Origin of the sequence: Mycobacterium sp. (genome assembly GCF_029961025.1) — a bacterium.
Classification (GTDB): Bacteria; Actinomycetota; Actinomycetes; order Mycobacteriales; family Mycobacteriaceae; genus Mycobacterium.
The window spans coordinates 241,529-259,555 of the sequence record NZ_JASBVP010000004.1 but is presented as its reverse complement, the minus strand read 5'-3'; the positions used below and the strand labels follow the sequence as shown (position 1 = coordinate 259,555).

The 18,027-nt window shown below is 68.9% G+C and carries 12 protein-coding genes and 1 pseudogene; 7 read left to right on the top strand and 6 right to left on the bottom strand.

Annotation, left to right across the window (positions count from 1 at the left end; translation table 11 throughout):
- Positions 1 to 107 precede the first annotated feature (107 nt).
- Positions 108 to 455 carry an RNA polymerase-binding protein RbpA gene (locus QJR12_RS06465; RefSeq protein ID WP_300579954.1) on the top strand — a complete coding sequence of 116 codons (348 nt, stop codon included), beginning with the start codon at positions 108 to 110 and terminating at the stop codon, positions 453 to 455.
- Positions 456 to 509: 54 nt separating this feature from the next.
- Here QJR12_RS06465 and QJR12_RS06460 read toward each other — a convergent pair whose 3' ends face one another.
- The 3 genes from QJR12_RS06460 to QJR12_RS06450 are packed head-to-tail and all read right to left on the bottom strand — an operon-like array spanning position 510 to position 4,751.
- The gene (locus QJR12_RS06460; protein ID WP_300579952.1) at positions 510 to 1,304 is read right to left on the bottom strand and encodes a polyprenol monophosphomannose synthase; all 795 of its coding nucleotides are present in this window, start codon (positions 1,302 to 1,304) and stop codon (positions 510 to 512) included.
- A complete protein-coding gene (gene lnt, locus QJR12_RS06455) occupies positions 1,301 to 3,235 on the bottom strand; it encodes an apolipoprotein N-acyltransferase (RefSeq protein ID WP_300579951.1) in 1,935 nt (644 codons plus the stop codon). The genes QJR12_RS06460 and lnt overlap by 4 nt, the downstream gene beginning before the upstream one ends.
- Positions 3,228 to 4,751: an amidohydrolase gene (locus QJR12_RS06450; RefSeq protein ID WP_300579999.1), complete on the bottom strand. Its 1,524-nt coding sequence runs from the start codon at positions 4,749 to 4,751 to the stop codon at positions 3,228 to 3,230. Before QJR12_RS06450 ends, lnt begins: the two co-directional genes overlap by 8 nt.
- A 185-nt stretch (positions 4,752 to 4,936) precedes the next feature.
- Between QJR12_RS06450 and QJR12_RS06445 the strand changes: the two genes are divergently transcribed.
- The gene (locus QJR12_RS06445) at positions 4,937 to 5,647 is read left to right on the top strand and encodes a dienelactone hydrolase family protein (protein WP_300579949.1); all 711 of its coding nucleotides are present in this window, start codon (positions 4,937 to 4,939) and stop codon (positions 5,645 to 5,647) included.
- 62 nt (positions 5,648 to 5,709) lie between these two features.
- Here the strand turns inward: QJR12_RS06445 and cobN are convergent, their stop codons facing one another.
- Positions 5,710 to 9,294: a cobaltochelatase subunit CobN gene (gene cobN / locus QJR12_RS06440; protein WP_300579947.1), complete on the bottom strand. Its 3,585-nt coding sequence runs from the start codon at positions 9,292 to 9,294 to the stop codon at positions 5,710 to 5,712.
- A 65-nt stretch (positions 9,295 to 9,359) separates the two neighbouring features.
- Between cobN and cobG the strand changes: the two genes are divergently transcribed.
- The 5 genes and pseudogenes from cobG (at position 9,360) to QJR12_RS06415 (ending at position 14,651) form a co-directional block, all read left to right on the top strand.
- Positions 9,360 to 10,520, top strand: a complete 1,161-nt coding sequence (gene cobG, locus QJR12_RS06435; protein WP_300579945.1) for a precorrin-3B synthase — start codon at positions 9,360 to 9,362, stop codon at positions 10,518 to 10,520.
- Between the two features lie 4 nt (positions 10,521 to 10,524).
- Entirely contained in the window at positions 10,525 to 11,142 is a 618-nt protein-coding gene (locus QJR12_RS06430; protein WP_300579944.1) for a precorrin-8X methylmutase, read from the top strand.
- Positions 11,142 to 12,614: a precorrin-2 C(20)-methyltransferase gene (locus QJR12_RS06425; protein ID WP_300579942.1), complete on the top strand. Its 1,473-nt coding sequence runs from the start codon at positions 11,142 to 11,144 to the stop codon at positions 12,612 to 12,614. Before QJR12_RS06430 ends, QJR12_RS06425 begins: the two co-directional genes overlap by 1 nt.
- A 140-nt stretch (positions 12,615 to 12,754) precedes the next feature.
- A complete protein-coding gene (locus QJR12_RS06420) occupies positions 12,755 to 13,675 on the top strand; it encodes a universal stress protein (protein WP_300579941.1) in 921 nt (306 codons plus the stop codon).
- Positions 13,676 to 13,780: 105 nt separating this feature from the next.
- Positions 13,781 to 14,651, top strand: a pseudogene (locus QJR12_RS06415) (universal stress protein).
- A 37-nt stretch (positions 14,652 to 14,688) separates the two neighbouring features.
- Here the strand turns inward: QJR12_RS06415 and QJR12_RS06410 are convergent.
- Both QJR12_RS06410 and QJR12_RS06405 read right to left on the bottom strand, forming a co-directional pair.
- Entirely contained in the window at positions 14,689 to 17,595 is a 2,907-nt protein-coding gene (locus QJR12_RS06410) for an RND family transporter (RefSeq protein ID WP_300579939.1), read from the bottom strand.
- Positions 17,592 to 18,020: an MmpS family transport accessory protein gene (locus QJR12_RS06405; RefSeq protein ID WP_300579937.1), complete on the bottom strand. Its 429-nt coding sequence runs from the start codon at positions 18,018 to 18,020 to the stop codon at positions 17,592 to 17,594. Before QJR12_RS06405 ends, QJR12_RS06410 begins: the two co-directional genes overlap by 4 nt.
- Positions 18,021 to 18,027: the final 7 nt, after the last annotated feature.

The window sequence follows — 18,027 nt, the reverse complement described above, 5'->3', positions numbered from 1 at the left end:
GACACGTTGATAACCGCGGGAAGGACAACCGAAGAATAACCGCGGAAAAAGCGGAAAGAACCGGGCAGAGTAGAAATTCACCACGATACTCAGAGGAGTAAGGGCCGATGGCTGATCGCGTCCTACGGGGCAGCCGCCTCGGAGCCGTGAGCTACGAGACCGATCGCAATCATGATCTGGCACCCCGTCAAATTGCCCGCTACCGCACCGAGAACGGTGAGGAGTTTGAGGTCACGTTCGCCCATGACGCCGAAATCCCCGCCACCTGGCTATGCCGCAACGGTCTAGAGGGCACCCTGATCGAGGGGGATGTGCCCCAGCCGAAGAAGGTCAAGCCGCCGCGCACCCACTGGGACATGCTGCGTGAGCGCCGCACGATCGAGGAGCTCGAGGAGCTGCTGAAGGAACGGCTGGAGGTGATCAGGGCGCGCCGTCGCGGGAACCCCGGCAGCTGATCGACCCACCCCGCCCCCACCACCGCGTTTGGGGGCAGGTTCGGGTTCGCTTCGTCAGGTGAGGTCGTCGGCGGGAGCGGCGCGGTGGTGGGCCAGTCGCGCCGCAATACCCCAGCGCGCCACTTTGAGCACCGCCTCACGGATGTTCGAACCGCTCAATTTCGAAGTCCCAAGTTCGCGTTCGGTGAAGGTGATCGGCACTTCGACGACCACGAAGCCGTTGCGGACGGTGCGCCAGGTCAGGTCGATCTGAAAGCAGTACCCTTTTGAATCCACGGCGTCGAGGTCGAGTGTTTCCAACACCTCACGCCGGTAGGCGCGGAAGCCGGCGGTGATGTCGTGCACGGCCAGACCCAGCAGCAGCCGGGAATAGGTGTTGGCCGCTTTGGAGAGCGCTACCCGCCGCCACGGCCAGTTGCGGACGGTTCCGCCTTCGACGTAGCGCGAGCCAATGGCCAGGTCCGCGCCCGCGTCAACGGCAGCTAGCAGCCGGGACAGCTGCTCGGGCGGGTGGCTGCCGTCGGCGTCCATTTCCACCAGCACCGAGTACTGCCGGGCCAGTCCCCAGGCGAAACCCGCCAGGTAGGCGGCGCCCAGGCCGTCCTTGGTCCGCCGGTGCAGCACGTGCACCCGCTGCGGGTCCGCCCGCGCCAAATCGTCGGCGAGCTCGCCGGTGCCGTCGGGGCTGCTGTCGTCCACTACCAGGACGTGCACCTCGGGACGGGCGCGGCGCAGCCGGTCGAGTATCAGCGGCAGATTCTCGCGCTCGTTGAAGGTGGGGACGATCACCAGGGTGTGTTGGCTGGGACGACTGCCCGGGGCCGGCGACGTCGACTGGCCGATGTTCATGTGGCTCCTCCGTGTCGCCCGGCCGACCGTCGGCCATCGCCGGGCGGGATGGCGGTGCTGCCCCCATCGGGCAGGGAGTTGCCCTCGGAGTCGGCCGAAGGCGCGCCGGAGGTAACCGCTGACGGAACTTGGCGACGATGCGGACGCGGGAACCACCTATTGTGCCGTATCGCGGCGAGGACCGCTGCGACACCCGCCGCCAGGACCAGCCACTGCAGGATTGGGGCCCAGCGGCCCGCCGGTGTCAGCGTTGTCTTCAGCCGAACCTGGGTGTCCAGATAGGCGGGCACGAAAAAGTCGGTGCGTTCCAGCTCGCGGCCGTCCGGCGCGATCACCGCGCTGATCCCGACGGTGCCGGCGACCACGGCGTAGCGGTCGTGTTCCACCGCGCGCAGCTTGTCGAAGGCCAGGTGCTGCTCGCTCATCGTCTTGTTGAAGGTGGCGTTGTTGCTGGGCATCGCGAACAGTTGCGCACCGTTGCGCACCGATTGCCGCAGTGCACGATCGAAAATCACCTCCCAGCAGGTGGCAATGCCCACCGGAATCCCCGCTGCGCGCACCACTCCGGTGCTCTTACCCGGCACGATGTAGTTGGCCAAGTCGGCGAGCGGTGTGAGCCGGCGGAAAAACCCGCGCCAGGGCAGGTACTCCCCGAACGGCTGGATGATCCGCTTGTCGTGACGATCAGCCGGTCCGGTCCCGGGATTCCAGACGATCACCGTGTTCGTGTATTCGGGATGATCCGGGCGCATGTCCGGGACCTCGAACAAGGCACCGACCAAGATCGGTGCGCGGATCGCATCGACGGCCGCCGAAATCTGCTGAGCGGCGTCGCGGTTGCGCAGCGGATCGAGTTCCGACGCATCCTCGGGCCAGACGACCAACTGGGGTTGCGGCGCACGACCCGCACGCACGTCCTCGGCCAGTCGCAGAGTCTCCCGAACGTGGTTGCGCAGCACCGCAAGACGCTGGGCGTTGAAATCCAGGCCGAGCCTGGGCACGTTGCCCTGCACCGCCGCCACGGTGACCGGGGGGTCGTCGCCCGAACCCGCCCCCGAACGCCGCACCGGTGGCCAGACGACTACCGCGGTCAACAGCGTCAGGCAGATACAGACCGTCGGCAGCACCACCGCCGGCGGCGTGTCGAGCGCCTCGGCATCAGCGCGGCCACCGCCCCGGACCTGCCGGCCGGCATGCCACCAGCGGTGGGTCTCTATTGCCAGCGCGGCAATGCTGCACCCCAGCAGGACGATCGCCACCGACAGCAGCGGAACCCCGCCCAGCCGGACCAGCGGGAGGAAGGGCCCATCCGTTTGACCCGCGGCTACCTCACCCCACGGGAAGCCGCCGAAGGGAACGACCGACTTCAACCATTCCTGGGCACCCCACAGCAGGGCGAACCAGATCGGCCAGCCGGGCAGCCGCCGCACCACGACCGCCAGCAGCCCGAAGATTCCCGGAAAGACGGCGCACACGATCGACAGCGTCAGCCACGGCGTTGCGCCCACCAGCGCGCCGATCCACGGCAGCAACGGCGGATAGAACGCCAACCCGAACAGGAAACCGTACCCCAGGCCGCCGAGCACGGTGGTGGCCGGGCGGGTCAGCACCCAGGCCAGCAACGCAAACGCCGGGATCGCGGCCCACCACCACTTCAGCGGCGCGAAGCTCGCACACAGCAGCAAACCGGCCGCGGCGGTGACACCCAATCGGGGCAGCCGGGGCAGCACCGCCCTGCCCAGCCCCTTCGGGGTGGCCGCGCCCAGCCGGGCCAGTCGGCCGACCGCAGCGCCGCCGAGCTTCAGCAGCCGCCGGGGTCCGGGTATGCCGGCGGCGGTGTTCACCTCGGGGTCGCCGTCGGCGGGCGCCGGGACGTTGTCGATGCCCCGGGGGCACGCCGGCGCCGGGTCAAGCCGCCGGTCGCTACCCATAGAGGACCACACCGCGGTGGACGGTTTGCCGGCAACGGGGCAGCGGATCGGTCAGCGGCGGCAGCGGGGAGATCGGCGAACGCGGACCGGCGGAGCCGCGCCCGGTGGTCGCGCCCGGTGCGCCGGCGGCTTCCGCAACGTCCCACACGACGTAAGATGCCGGCGCACCGGGCGTCAGGGTGCCGCTGCGACCGTCGCGGGCGCCCGCCGCGCGCCAGCCGCCGCGGGTGGCGGCGGCCAACGCCGTCGCCGGCGACACCGAGCTGCCCGGCGTGCGATGGTTGACCGCCGAGCGCACACTTTCCCACGGGTTCATGGCCGTGACCGGGGCGTCGGAACCAAACGCGAGGGGCACGCCTTGGGATGCTAACAGCGCGAAGTTGTTGAGCCCGCTGGCTCGATCGGCGCCGAGGCGGCGGCTGTACATCCCGTCGACGCCACCCCAGAGCGCATCGAAATTGGGTTGCACGCTGGCGATGACCCCCCAACCGGCCAGCTTGGCCGCCTGTTCGGCGGTCACCATCTCCAGGTGCTCCAACCGGTGCCCGCAGCGTGCGACGGCGGCCACCCCCAGCGCATCGACGACCCGCTCGATGGCGGTGATGACCGCCGAGACTGCGGCGTCACCGATGACGTGGAACCCGGCCGTCACGCCGGCCTGGGTGCAGGCCCGCAGATGCGCCGCGATGGCGTCGATGTCCAGCTGGCAGCTGCCGAAGCAGTCCGGGGCGTCGGCGTAGGGCTCGCGCAGCCAGGCGGTGCGGGACCCGAGGGCCCCGTCGACGAACAGGTCACCGGCCAGCCCTCGGGCGCCGGTTTCCCGGATCAGGGTGCGCGCCTGCGCCGGGCTGCTCACCGCCTGGCCCCAGTAACCGATCACCTCCACACCGTGGCGGGCGTCCCGCAGCCGGCGCCAGTCGTCGAGCCCGCCGATGTCGGGGCCCGCGCACTCATGCACCGCGACGATGCCGCAAGCGGCCGCCGCGTCCAGCGCCGCCGCGGCGGCTTCGGCGAGTTGCTCACCGGTGAGCAGGTCGCGGGCAGCGGCTCGCACCAGCCGGTGAGCATCGCCGACAACGGGATCCTGGGCGCTGAAGCCCGCCGCCTTCGCTAAACCGGGAACCAGCCGCCGCAGCCCGGTGGAGGCCAGCGCGGAGTGCACGTCAACGCGCGCCAGATAGGCCGGGCGGCCGCCGAGCACCGCGTCCAGCTCGGCGGTGCTCGGCGCCTCGTTCTCCGGCCAGCGGGATTCGTCCCAGCCGTGACCCCACAGCGGCCGGCCGGGGTGGGCGGCAGCATAGTCGGCGATCATGCGCAGGCAGTGTTGGCGCGAGGTTGCCCCCCGCAGATCCAGCCCGGTGAGGCTCAAACCGGTCGCGGTGAGATGGACATGGCTGTCGACGAATCCGGGTGTGACGAAGCCGCCGTCCAGGTCGACGATCCTGGCGTGGGGGAACTCGTCGCGGCCACCGTCGTCGCCGCCCAGCCACGCGACGACACCGTCGCGGACCGCCATGGCGGTGGCGCCCGGGTGGGTGGGGCTATACACCCTCCCGTTGAGCAGCAGCGTTGTCACAAGGCAACGCTACGGGATTGGGCGCCGGGCACCCCTGGGCTCGGCGGGGAGCCGACCGGTGGGTTTGCGCCGGTGGGCCGGGCCCGCGGGTTCCCCAGCTGTGCCCCGGGGTTTAAATGGGCACCGTGACGACGATCAACATCGACACGCCCGCCGGCCCGATCGATGCGCTGCTGAGCATTCCCGAGGGGCAGGGTCCGTGGCCGGGCGTGGTGGTGGTCCACGATGCGATCGGCTACGGCCGGGACAAGGAGAGGATCTCCGATCACATCGCCGCGGCGGGGTATGTGGCGCTCACCCCGAACCTGTTCGCCCGGGGCGGCTGGGCACGCTGCGTCATCCGGGTGTTCCGGGATCTGATGACCAAGCGGGGCCCGGCCGTCGACGACATCCTGGCGGCGCGGGATCACCTGCAGTCCATGCCGCAATGCACCGGCCGCGTCGGCATCGCCGGTTTCTGTATGGGAGGCCAGTTCGCATTGGTGATGGCCCCCAAGGGATTCGGTGCCGCTGCGCCGTTCTACGGCACTCCCCTGCCGCGCCACCTCGAGGACACACTCGAGGGGGCCTGCCCGATCGTGGCCAGTTTCGGTGGGCGCGACCCTCTCGGCATCGGAGCGCCGGCGAGACTGCGTCAAGCCGTCTTGAACAAGCACCTCACCGCGGACATCAAGGTTTATCCGCACGCCGGGCACAGCTTCGCCAACCAGCTTCCCGCGCAGCCGCTGCTCCGGGTCACCGGATTCGGCTATCACCCGGCCGCGGCCGAGGACGCCTGGAGCCGTGTCTTCGCGTTTTTTGCCGAACACCTGCGCGGGGACCTGCGCGGGGAGTGAAGCCGTGGCTTACCGCCCATGGTGCGCGGATTCGACCGGCCGCCCGCGGCTGGCCCCGGACATCAGCCCTCCAGGTCACCCTCGATGTGCAACAGCACCCGGCGCAGCCCGTCGAGGGTGTCCGGGCGCGGACGTGACCACAGTCCGCGGTTGACGGCCTCCAGCAGCCGTTCGGCGATTCCGTGCAGCGCCCAAGGGTTGGACTCGGCCATGAATTTGCGGTTCTGCGGATCCAGCACGTAGGCCTCGGTGAGCTGCTCATACATCCAGTCGGCCAGCACACCCGCGGTGGCGTCATAGCCGAACAGGTAGTCCACCGTTGCGGCCATCTCGAAGGCACCTTTATAGCCGTGACGCCGCATCGCGCTTATCCAGCGGGGGTTGACGACGCGGGCGCGAAAAACGCGGGCGGCCTCTTCCGACAACGTGCGGGTGCGGACGGCCTCGGGCCGGGCGTTGTCGCCGATATAGGCCGCCGGAGCGCGGCCGGTCAGTGCCCGCACGGTGGCCACCATGCCGCCGTGGTATTGGAAGTAATCGTCGGAGTCGGCGATATCGTGCTCGCGGGTGTCGGTGTTTTTGGCCGCGACCACGATGCGCCGATACTGCCTGGCCATGTCGTCGGCGGCCGGCCGCCCGTCCAGGCCGCGACCGTAGGCATAGCCGCCCCAGGTGGTGTAGACCCGCGCCAGATCGGCGTCGTCGCGCCAGGCTCGGCTGTCGATCAACGGCAGCAGTCCCGCCCCGTAGGTCCCCGGTTTGGACCCGAAAATCCTTGTGGTGGCCCGGCGTTGATCACCGTGGCGAGCCAGGTCGGCCTGGGCATGCGCACGCACATAGTTGTCGTCGGCGGGCTCGTCGAGCCCGGCAGCCAGGCGCACGGCGTCGTCGAGCAGCATCACCGCATGCGGGAACGCGTCCCGGAAAAACCCGGAGATCCGCACCGTCACGTCGATGCGAGGACGCCCCAGCTCGCCCAGCGGGACCGCGGTCAGCCCGACCACTCGCCGCGACGCGTCGTCCCAGACCGGCCGAACACCCAGCAGGGCAAGCACCTCGGCGATGTCATCACCGCCGGTGCGCATCGCCGAGGTGCCCCACAGCGACAGGCCGACCGACCGTGGCCAGCACCCGTAATCGCCGCGGTAGCGTTGCAGTAGCGAATCCGCCAGCGCCACACCGGTTTCCCAGGCCAGCGACGACGGCACTGCCTTGGGGTCCACGGAGTAGAAGTTGCGGCCGGTGGGCAGCACGTTGACCAGGCCACGCAGCGGCGAACCCGACGGCCCGGGCTCGATGAACCGGCCTTCCAGGGCCTTGAGCACCTGGTCGATCTCGGCGGCCGTGCCGGCCAGCCGCGGCGCCACCTCGGTGGCGGCAAACCGCAGCACCGCCGCGACGCCGGGGTCAGCGGTGAGCCGCTCGGCGGCATCCGGATCCCAGCCGGTGTCCTGCAGCGCCGCGACCAGTTCCCGGGCTCGCGCCTCGGCGTGATCCACCGAGCTCTTCGCGTCGCTGCCGTCCTCGGCCAGCCCCAACGCCTGACGAAGGCCGGGAAGCGCTACCCGGCCGCCGAAGAGCTGGCGGGCCCGCAACATCGCCAGCACCAGGTCAACTTCGGCTTCTCCGGTCGGTTTTCGCCCGAGAATGTGCAACCCGTCGCGGATCTGGGCGTCTTTGATCTCGCACAGCCAGCCGTCGACGTGCAGCAGCAGGTCATCGAAGGAGTCATCGTCCGGGCATTGGGTCAATCCCAGGTCGTGGTCCATCTTGGCGGCCCGCAGCAGTGTCCAGATCTGCTGGCGCACCGCCGGCAGTTTGGCGGGATCCAGCGCGGCAACCGTGGCGTGTTCGTCCAGCAGTTGCTCCAACCGGGCTAGGTCGCCGTAGGTTTCGGCGCGCGCCATCGGCGGGATGAGGTGGTCGACCAGCACGGCGTGCGCGCGCCGCTTGGCCTGGGTGCCCTCGCCGGGATCGTTGACCAAAAACGGGTAGATCACCGGAAGGTCGCCCAGGGCGGCGTCGGATGCGCAGGCCGCCGACAGGCCCAGGGTCTTCCCCGGCAGCCACTCCAGGTTTCCGTGCTTGCCCAGATGCACGACGGCGTCGGCGTGAAAACTGTTGGGAAAGCTGGTGTCCAGCCAGCGGTAGGCAGCCAGGTAGTGATGGCTGGGCGGCAGCTCCGGATCGTGGTAGATGGCCACCGGGTTCTCCCCGAAACCGCGCGGCGGCTGGATCATCAGCACAATGTTGCCGGCCTGCAGTGCGGCAATGACGATTTCACCGTCCGGATCGTTGCTGCGGTCGACGAACAACTCCCCGGGCGGGGGTCCCCACTGCGCCTGCACCGCGTCCGCCAGCTCTGCGGGCAGGGTGGCAAACCAGGCGCGATAATCCTTGGCGGACACCCGAATCGGGTTACCGGCCAGCTGGCCGGCGGTGAGCCAATCGGGGTCCTGGCCACCGCGTTCGATGAGCGCGCGCATCAGCGCGTCACCGTCCTGGGCGTCGACACCGGGGATGTCCCCGATCCGATAGCCGTGCTCGCGCATCACCCGCAGCAGCGTGACAGCGCTGGCGGGCGTGTCCAGGCCGACGGCGTTGCCGATGCGGGCGTGTTTGGTGGGATAGGCCGAGAAGATGATCGCAACCCGCTTATCGGCGGCGGCGATTCGACGCAGCCGCGCGTGCCGCACCGCCAGGCCCGCAACCCGGGCACAGCGTTCCGGGTCGGCGGCATAGCAAATCAGGCCTTCGTCGTCGATTTCTTTGAACGAGAACGGAACCGTGATGATGCGCCCGTCGAACTCGGGGACCGCGACCTGGCTGGCGGCATCCAGCGGACTGAGACCGTCGCGGTTGTCCTGCCATTGCCGCCGCGAGCTGGTAAGACACAACCCCTGAAGGATCGGGATATCCAGGGCCGCAAGGTGTTCGACATTCCAGCTGTCGTCATCTCCGCCGCCGCCGGCCGCCGCCGGTTTGACCCCGCCGGCCGCCAGCACGGTAACCACCAGCGCGTCAGCCCGCCGCAGCGTGTCCAGCAGCTCGGGCTCGGCGGTGCGCAGCGAGGCGCAGTACACCGGCAGGGCGCGTCCGCCGGCTGCCTCGATCGCGCTGCACAGCGCCTCAACGTAGGCGGTGTTGCCGGCCAACTGCTGGGCGCGGTAGTAGAGCACCGCGATCACCGGGCCGGTGGTGGGCGCCGCGGCGCGCTGCAGCACCCCCCAGGTGGGCATGCTCACCGGCGGGCTGAAGCCGATGCCGGTCAAAAGCACGGTGTCGCACAGGAAGGCATGCAGCTGGCGCAGGTTGGCCACCCCGCCCTGGGCGAGGTACACGTGGGCTTGCAGCACGATCCCGGCGGGCACGGTCGAGCGCGTCGTGAGGTCGGCGTCCGGGGATTGCTCGCCGTTGACCAGCACCGCGGGAACCCCGCTGGCGAGCACCGCGTCGATGCCGCCCGACCAGGCCCGGTAGCCGCCGAGAATCCGCACCACAACCACGCCGGCGCCGTCGAGGAGCGCCGGGAGCTCGGCCTCGGGCAACCGTGACGGGTTGGCCCACCGGTAGTTCGCACCGCTGGCGCGGGCGGTGATCAGATCGGTGTCAGACGTCGACACCAGCAACACCGTCGGCTCGGGCATCCCCCATTCGTAGCGCATATTCGTACCGCGCGCGACGCCGCCGGGAGTGGCCGTACCGTAAACGGGTGACCAGAATCCGTGCCGACGACGCCTGCCCGGGGGCGCTGCGGGTGCACCATGCCGCCGACGGCGCGCTGGTGCGGGTGCGGCTGCCCGGCGGAATGCTCAGCGCCGGGCAGTTCGCCGCGCTGGCCCGGGTGTCCGGCCGCTACGGGTCGGGCAGCCTCGAGCTGACCTCCCGCGGCAACGTCCAGATCCGCGGTGTCGGCGACCCCGCGAAGGTGACGGCCGCCCTGGCGGGGGCGGGGTTGTTGCCCTCGGCCACCCATGAGCGGGTCCGCAATATCGTCGCGTCGCCGCTGTCCGGCCGGATCGGGGGTCTGGCCGACGTCCGGGGGTGGGTCACCGCGCTGGACGAGGCGATCCGGGCCGAGCCCGCGCTCGCGCGGCTGCCGGGCCGGTTCTGGTTCAGCCTGGACGACGGGCGCGCCGATGTGTCCGGCCTGGGCGCCGACGCCGGCGCGCAGGTTGTCCACGACGGTGTCGCGGTGCTGCTGGCGGGGCGCGACACCGGTGTGCGCCTGTCGCCCGCCGAGGTGGTGCCGACGCTGGTGGGGCTGGCGACGCGATTCCTCGCGGTCCGCAAAACAGCGTGGCGGGTAACGGAATTGGCCGACATCGGCGCGTTGCTTCCCGGTGCCGCGCCCCACGGCACACCGGTTGCCCCGGTCACCAGGCCGCCGGTGGGCTGGCTGCCCCAGCGCGACGGGCGCATCGCGCTGGGCGCCGCGGTGCCGCTCGGGGTGCTGAGCGCCCGGGTGGCCGAATGCCTGGCAAACATCGGCGCGCCGCTGGTCGTCACCCCGTGGCGATCGGTGCTGGTGTGCGACCTCGAGGAGACCGCGGCCGTTGCGGCGCTTGCGGCGCTGGCACCGACGGGCCTGGTGGTCGACGAGGCCTCCCCGTGGCTGACGGTCAGTGCCTGCACCGGCAGCCCGGGCTGCGCCCGCTCGGCGGCCGATGTGCGCGCCGACGCGGCGCGGTCACTCGCCCGGGATTCCGGCGTGCACCGCCACTTCGTCGGCTGCGAGCGGGCCTGCGGCAGCCCGCCGGCCGGCGAGGTGCTCGTCGCCACCGCCGGCGGATACCGGCTGCTGCGCACCACCGCCGGTGCGACCCCCTCCGGGCGCAGCGGGCCACCATCCGCCGATCAAGCCGTAGGGTGAGCGGGTGCTTGACTACATCCGTGACGCCGAAGAGATCTATCGGCGGTCGTTCGCGGTCATCCGGGCCGAAGCCGACCTGAGGCGGTTTCCGCAAGACGTGGCGCGCGTGGTGGTCCGGCTGATCCATACCTGCGGGCAGGTCGATATCGCCGAGCAGGTCGCCTACACCGACGACGTCGTCGCCGGGGCCGGTGCCGCGTTGCGCCGCGGGGCCCCGGTGTTGTGCGACTCGTCGATGGTGGCCGCCGGCATCACCACGCTGCCCGCCGGCAACGAGGTGGTGTCGCTGGTCGCCGATCCGCGCGCGGCCGACCTGGCCGCCCGCCGGCGCACCACCCGCTCCGCGGCCGGCGTGGAGCTGTGGGCGGATCGGCTGGCCGGCGCGGTGCTGGCGATCGGCAACGCGCCGACCGCGCTGTTCCGGCTTCTTGAGCTCATCGACGAAGGGGCGCCGGCACCGGTCGCGGTGCTGGGCGGGCCGGTCGGGTTCGTCGGCTCGGCGCAGGCCAAGCAGGAACTCATCGACCGCCCGCGGGGGATGTCCTACCTGGTGGTGCGGGGCCGCCGCGGTGGCAGCGCGATGGCCGCGGCCGCCGTCAACGCGATCGCGACCGGGGCCTGATGACCGGGCGGGGAACGCTTTTCGGTGTCGGGCTGGGCCCGGGCGATCCGGAGCTGGTGACCATCAAGGCCGCCCGCGTGATCGGCTCGGCCGACGTGGTGGCCTACCACAGCGCCCCGCACGGCCACAGCGTCGCCCGCGGCATCGCCGAGGCGTATCTGCGGCCCGGCCAGATCGAAGAGCACCTGGTCTACCCGGTGACCACCGAGGTCACCGATCATCCGGGCGGCTATGCCGGGGCGCTGGAAGATTTCTACGCCGAGGCCACCGAGCGGATCGCCGCGCACCTCGACGCCGGGCGTGACGTGGCGTTGCTGGCCGAGGGTGATCCGCTGTTTTACAGCTCCTACATGCATTTGCACACCCGGCTGACGCGGCGGTTCAACGCGGTGATCATCCCGGGTGTGACGTCGCTCAGCGCTGCCTCGGCGGCGATCGCGACGCCGCTGGTGGCCGGTGACGAGGTGCTGTCCGTGCTGCCGGGCACGCTGCCGGTCGGCGAGCTGGCCCGCCGGCTCGCCGACACCGACGCGGCCGCGGTGCTCAAGCTGGGACGCTCCTATCCTGCGGTGCGGGAAGCGCTTTCGGTGGCGGGTCGGCTTGACGACGCGATCTACGTGGAGCGGGCCAGCACCGACCGGCAGCGGGTGCTGGCCGCCGCCGACGTCGAGGACACCAGCGTGCCCTACTTTTCCCTGACGGTGCTGCCGGGCGGGCGGCGGCCGCGGCCGCGGACCGGCACCGTCGTGGTGGTGGGCCTTGGTCCCGGGCACGCCGACTGGATGACACCGGAAAGCCGCCGCGAGCTGGCCGTGGCCACCGACCTGGTCGGCTACCGCCGGTACCTGGACCGAATCCCCGCCCGCGTCGGTCAACGTCGTCATCCCAGCGACAACACCGACGAGCCGGAGCGTGCCCGGCTGGCCTGCGCGCTGGCCGAGCGGGGCCGGGCGGTCGCGGTGGTCTCGTCGGGCGATCCCGGGGTGTTCGCGATGGCCACCGCGGTGCTCGAGGAGGCCAAGCAGTGGTCGGGGGTACACGTGCGGGTGGTTCCCGGGATGACCGCCGCACAGGCCGTCGCCAGCAGGGTCGGCGCCCCGCTGGGCCACGACTACGCGGTGCTCTCGTTGTCGGACCGGCTCAAACCGTGGAAGGTGATCGCCGCGCGGCTGTCGGCGGCGGCCGCGGCCGATCTGGTGCTGGCGATCTACAACCCGGCGTCGAAGACCCGGACGTGGCAGGTCGCCGCGATGCGCGAGGTGCTGCTGGCCCATCGCAACCCCGGTACGCCGGTGGTGATCGGCCGCGACGTGTCCGGACCCGGCGAAAAGGTCACGGTGGTGCGATTAGCCGACCTGGACCCGGCCGATGTCGACATGCGCTGCCTGCTGATCATCGGCTCCTCGCAAACCCAGTGGTACCCCTCGGATTCCGGCGACCGCGTGTTTACTCCCCGGCGCTACCCGGGGTGAGCCCACCGCCCGGCCCGCGCAGAAGGTCGTTTGGTCACCAATACCGGGGACCAATGCCCCGTGCCCGCCCGCCAGCGGGCTTCTAACGTCGGTACCGTCGAACGGGCGTAACCGAATTTTTCCGGAAACGAGGCAGCACGATGTCCAACGAGGTAGCGCAGCCCGGAATCGTCGTCGGCATCGACGGCTCGTCGCATTCGAACGCCGCCCTGCGCTGGGCCGTCCAGGAGGCGACGATGCGCAACGCGACCCTGACACTGGTATACGCCGCGGCCCCGATCCCGCCCGGCTCACCAATCCTGAAGCAGTGGCCGGGCGGCGTCGTTCCGACCGAGTTCCTCCAACAGCTGGAAGGCAGGGCACGTCAGGTGCTCGCCGACGCGGTCCAGGTCGTCGAGGAGATGACCGAGGACCGCAGCCGCCCGCGAATCAGCAGCGAGCTGATCTCCGAGCCGCCGGTTCCCGCGCTTGTCGACTTGTCCACGAAAGCCGACATGGTCGTTGTGGGCAGTCGCGGCCAGGGTGCGGTGAAACGCGTGCTGCTGGGTTCGGTGAGCACCGGGCTGGTGCATCACGCCCACTGCCCGGTGGCGGTGATTCGCGACGGGGTCGTGCCGCCGCCGCACGGGCCGGTGCTGGTCGGGATCGACGGTTCGCCGGTGTCGGAGCTGGCTACCGCCATCGCTTTCGATGAGGCTTCGTGGCGGGGAGCGGAGCTGGTCGCCCTGTACGCCTGGACCGACGCCGAGGTCCCCGACATGGCAAACCGGGAGTGGACCGGATTGACCCGGACATCGTGGTCGGCGCTGCGATCGGAGGCCGAGGAAACCCTGGCCGAGCGGTTGGCCGGCTGGCGGGACCGCTACCCCGACGTCACCGTTCACCGGGTGGTGGTTGCCAACCGGCCCGCACAGCATCTGCTCGAGCGCGCCGACTCGGCCCAGCTGGTGGTCGTGGGCAGCCACGGGCGCGGCGGCTTTGCCGGAATGCTGCTCGGATCGGTCAGCACGGCGGTGGTGCACGCGGCCCGCACGCCGGTGATCGTCGCCCGGCGGCGCTAGCCGGCACCGCGGTCGTCGTTTGGTGCGCCGCGACCCCTGTGGACCGGCACCGGCGCGGTGTACCGTCGAAGCTGCGGAGCGGATTGTGCAGGGACGAGGCGGCAGATGTCCAGCGGGGTAGCGCAGCCGGGAATCGTCGTCGGTATCGACGAATCCTCGCCTTCGAACGCCGCGCTGCGCTGGGCCGCCCAGGAGGCGACGATGCGCAACACGGCGCTGACCCTGGTGTACGTCGCCGCCTCGCCGCAGCGCAACGGCCAGGCGCAGCAGGTTCTGGCCGAGGCGGTCCGCTTCGTCGAGGACCTGATCGACGAGCCCACCCGCCCGCCGATCAACAGTGAGCTGATCACCGGGGCGCCGGTTCCCGCGCTTGTCGACTTGTCCAAGAAACTTGTCCAAGAAAGCCGACATGATCGTCGCGGGTTGCCGCGGCCAGCGGGCCGTGAGACGCCTGCCCTTCGGATCCGTTCTCCCGGGGCTGGTGCATTACGCCCACTGCCCGGTCGCGGTGATCCACAGCGAGGTGTCACTGCCGCTGCAGGGGCCGGTGCTCGTCGGCATTCACGGTTCGCCGGCGTCGGAGCCGGCCACCGCGCTCGCATTCGACGAGGCTTCCCGGCGGGGTAGCGAGTTGATCGCCCTGTACGCCTGGACCGACGCCGAGGTTCCGGCGCTGGCGAATCGGGAATGGACCGGGTTGACCAGGCGATCGTGGTCGGCCCTGCAATCGACCGCCGAGAAAACGCTGGCCGAGCGGTTGGCCGGCTGGCAGGAACGCTACCCGGACGTGACCGTGCATCGCATGGTCGTTGTCAACCGGCCCGCGGAGCGCCTGCTCGAGCACGCCGGATCGTGCCAACTCGTCATCGTGGGCAGCCCCGGGCGCAGTGGTTTTGCCGGCATGTTGCTCGGATCGGTCTGCACAACGGTGCTGCGAACCGTGTGCACGCCGGTGATCGTCGCCCGGCAGCGCTAACCCGTCCGGCCGCTCTCCGACCGGCTCGGCGCGGACATTAGCGAGACACCCCCTGAAGCCTGTCGGTCACCGCCTCCGAATCCTCCCCCAACAGCAGGGAGCGAACCAGCCGTCGCGGTCCGAAGGGCCGCAGCAGATAGCTGGCCGGGCGGCGGCGCACCCGTTGCGGCCACCAGAACCAGCGCCCCAGCAACGCCGCGATCGAGGGCGTCATCAGCGAGCGCACCACCAGGGTGTCGAACAGCAGACCGAGGCCGATGGTGCTGCCGGCCTGGCCGATGGAGCGCACGTCGCTGGCGACCATGGACATCATGGTGAACGCGAACACCAGGCCCGCCGCGGTGACCACCTGGCCCGTTTCGCCCACGGAGCGAATGATCCCGGTCCGTAAACCCGCCCCGATCTCCTCCTGGAACCGCGACACCAGCAGCAGGTTGTAGTCGGATCCGACGGCCAGCAGGATGATCAACCCGAACACCGGCGCGATCCAGTTCAAGTCCGAGCCGACCAGGTATTGCCACACCAGCACCGAGAGCCCGAAGGCGGCCCCCAGCGACACCAGCACCGTGCCGACGATCACCAAAGAGGCGACCAAAGCGCGGGTGATCATCACCATGACGACGAAAATCAGTGTCAGCGCCCCTATTCCCACGATCAAAAGGTCGTATTTCATTCCGGTTTGTATGTCGTTGTACACCGCCGCCGTCCCGGTCAGATAGAACTTGCCGTCGGCCAGCGGCGTCCCCTTCACCGCTTCCCGGGCGGCGATGAGTTCCGGCTTGACCGCGGCGATGCCCTTGGGCGTCGCCGGATCGGCGGTGTGGGTGATGATGAAGCGCGCCGCCTTGCCGTCCGGAGAAAGGAAGAGCTTCAGCCCTTTCTGAAAGTCGGGATTGTCGAACGCCTCCGGCGGCAGGTAGAAGTAGTCGCCGGTTTTCGAGGAGTCAAACGCCTCGCCCATCGCACTGGCGGTGTCTGTCATGCGCGCCATCTGGTTCACCAGTCCCGCGAAACTGCTGTGCATGGTCAGCAGGCTGCCGCGCATGGACTTCGAGACCGCAATAATCGGCGGAAACTCTGCGAGCATTTTCGGCAGCACCGCATCGAGATGATCCATGTCCTTCAGCAACGCGTCCATGTCCGCACTGAATTTGTCGACATCATCGAGCGCGTCGAATAGTGATCTCGTCGCCCAGCAGATCGGGATGTTGAAACAGTGTTTTTCCCAGAAGACATAACCGTGTAGCGGCCTGGCGAAATCATCGAAATCCGCCAGATGATCTCTCATCTCGTCGACGGTGGCTTTGAGCTCTTTCATGTCGATGTTCATGTGGTGGGTCGTATCGGTCATCTGCCGCATCAAATCCTGCAATCGCTCCATCGACCCGATCATGACGCCGAGGTCGTCGCTCATTTTGAGCATATCGGCCATCCGGTCCTTCATGAACTGCAGGTTTTCTTGGATCGGAATCGCCTGCATGCTGACCTGAAAAGGTATCGAGGTGTGTTCGATCGGGCTTCCCAGCGGCCTGGTGATGCTTTGTATTCTGGCAATACCGGGTGTGCGGAAGATATCCTTGGTGATCCGGTCCAAGATGATCATGTCGCTTGAATTCCGCATGTCGTGGTCGGCGTCGATCATGAGGATGTCAGGGTTCAGCCTGGCGGCGCTGAAATGTTGCTCAGCCGCCGTGTATCCGATATTGGATGGGAATCTGGCGGGAATGTAGAAGCGATCGTCGAAGCTGATCCTCATGCCCGGCATGAGGATCACCCCGACCACGGCGATCAGCAACGAGGCCACGAAGATCGGTGCTGGCCAGCGAACCGCCGCAGTGCCGACCCTGCGCCACCCGCGAGCCTTGATCATCCGTTTGGGATCAAGCAGACCGAACCGTGTGGCCACGGCCACCACGGCGGGAGCAACGGTCAGCGCTCCGGCGATGACGACCAGTAACCCCAGTGCGGACGGAATACCCAGAGCGCTGAAGTAGGCCAGCCGCGCGAAGTGCAAGCAAAACGATGCCCCGGCAATTGTCAGCCCCGAGCCCAAGATGACATGGTAGGTTCCCCGAAACATCGTGTAGTACGCCGTTTCCCGATCTTGACCGGCCTGACGCGCCTCGTGGTAGCGGCCGATCAGGAATATCGCGTAATCTGTTCCGGCCGCGATCGCCAGTGACGACAGCATGGCGACCACGAACGTCGAAAATCCCAATAGGTCGTAATTCCCGAGAATCGCGACAATCCCCCGGGCCGTGCCCATCTCGAAACCGACCATCACGAGAACCAGAAGCACGGTGCTGATGGAGCGATAAACGATGAAGAGCATGATCATAATGACCACGCCGGTCACGCCCATCATTTTGAACATGCTTTTGTCGGCGGCCTCGTTCATATCCGTCGTGAGGGCACCCGGACCGGTGACGTATGCCTTGATCCCGGGCGGCGGCGGGGATTTGTCGACAATCTTTCGCACCGCCTCGACGGACTGGTTTCCCAGGGTGCTGCCCTGGTCGCCGGCGATGTTGAGTTGGACGTAAGCGGCTTTGCCATCGCTGCTTTGAACACCGGCGGCAGTGATGCGGTCTGCCCACAAGTTCTGGACATGCTGGACATGCTTGGTGTCCGCCTCCAGCTTTTTCACCAAGCCGTCGTAGTAGCGGTGGGCCTCGGCGCCGAGTTCTTTATCGCCGATCAGGACGACCATCACCAGGTTGTCCGAATCGAACTCGTGAAATTTCTTGCCGATGCGTTTCGCGGCGATCATCGCCGGCGCATCCTGCGGTGACATGGTCACCGCATGCTGTCTCGCGACCACCTCGATCGGCGGCACCAGCAGGTTCACCGCCAACGTCAGCAGCAGCCACACCAAAATGATCGGCACCGCGAACGTCCGCACCGCCCGCATGAAGACCGGGCGGCTGCGATCGTCGGCGCTCATGCGGCTTTCACCAGACAGAAGGCCTGGGCGTGGTGCTCCCGGATGACATGCTCGTCCTTCACCTCACCGTTCACGGTGATGCGACACCCGATGCTGTCGCTGTTGCCTTGGGCCACCACATCGGCGACCACGGCGGGAATCGTCGTGGTCAGCGTATAGGTCCAGGGCAGGCTGGTGAAGGTGGCCTGCTCGGGTTGCGCCAGCTTGTTCAAGTAGCTGACGGTTCCCGCCGTGTCGGCGGGCCCGAACACCTCGTAGGTCACGCGTTTGGGGTTGAAATTCACGATCCTCTCCACGGTGCCGGTCGACGTGAAAATCTCATCGGAACCGAAGACGCCACGCAGCCGGCTGACGGCGACGCCGCCCATGGCGACGACAACGATGACGACCAGCGGCACCCAAGCCCGCTTGAGCATGGTCAACATGTGACGT

Excerpts from the sequence above, each read along its gene's own strand:
- QJR12_RS06465 (WP_300579954.1), top strand. The coding sequence starts at position 108 with ATGGCTGATCGCGTCCTACGGGGCAGCCGCCTCGGAGCCGTGAGCTAC.
- QJR12_RS06460 (WP_300579952.1), bottom strand. The coding sequence starts at position 1,304 with ATGAACATCGGCCAGTCGACGTCGCCGGCCCCGGGCAGTCGTCCCAGC.
- lnt (WP_300579951.1), bottom strand. The coding sequence starts at position 3,235 with ATGGGTAGCGACCGGCGGCTTGACCCGGCGCCGGCGTGCCCCCGGGGC.
- QJR12_RS06450 (WP_300579999.1), bottom strand. The coding sequence starts at position 4,751 with ATGGCGGTCCGCGACGGTGTCGTCGCGTGGCTGGGCGGCGACGACGGT.
- cobN (WP_300579947.1), bottom strand. The coding sequence starts at position 9,294 with ATGCCCGAGCCGACGGTGTTGCTGGTGTCGACGTCTGACACCGATCTG.
- QJR12_RS06425 (WP_300579942.1), top strand. The coding sequence starts at position 11,142 with ATGACCGGGCGGGGAACGCTTTTCGGTGTCGGGCTGGGCCCGGGCGAT.
- QJR12_RS06420 (WP_300579941.1), top strand. The coding sequence starts at position 12,755 with ATGTCCAACGAGGTAGCGCAGCCCGGAATCGTCGTCGGCATCGACGGC.
- QJR12_RS06410 (WP_300579939.1), bottom strand. The coding sequence starts at position 17,595 with ATGAGCGCCGACGATCGCAGCCGCCCGGTCTTCATGCGGGCGGTGCGG.
- QJR12_RS06405 (WP_300579937.1), bottom strand. The coding sequence starts at position 18,020 with ATGTTGACCATGCTCAAGCGGGCTTGGGTGCCGCTGGTCGTCATCGTT.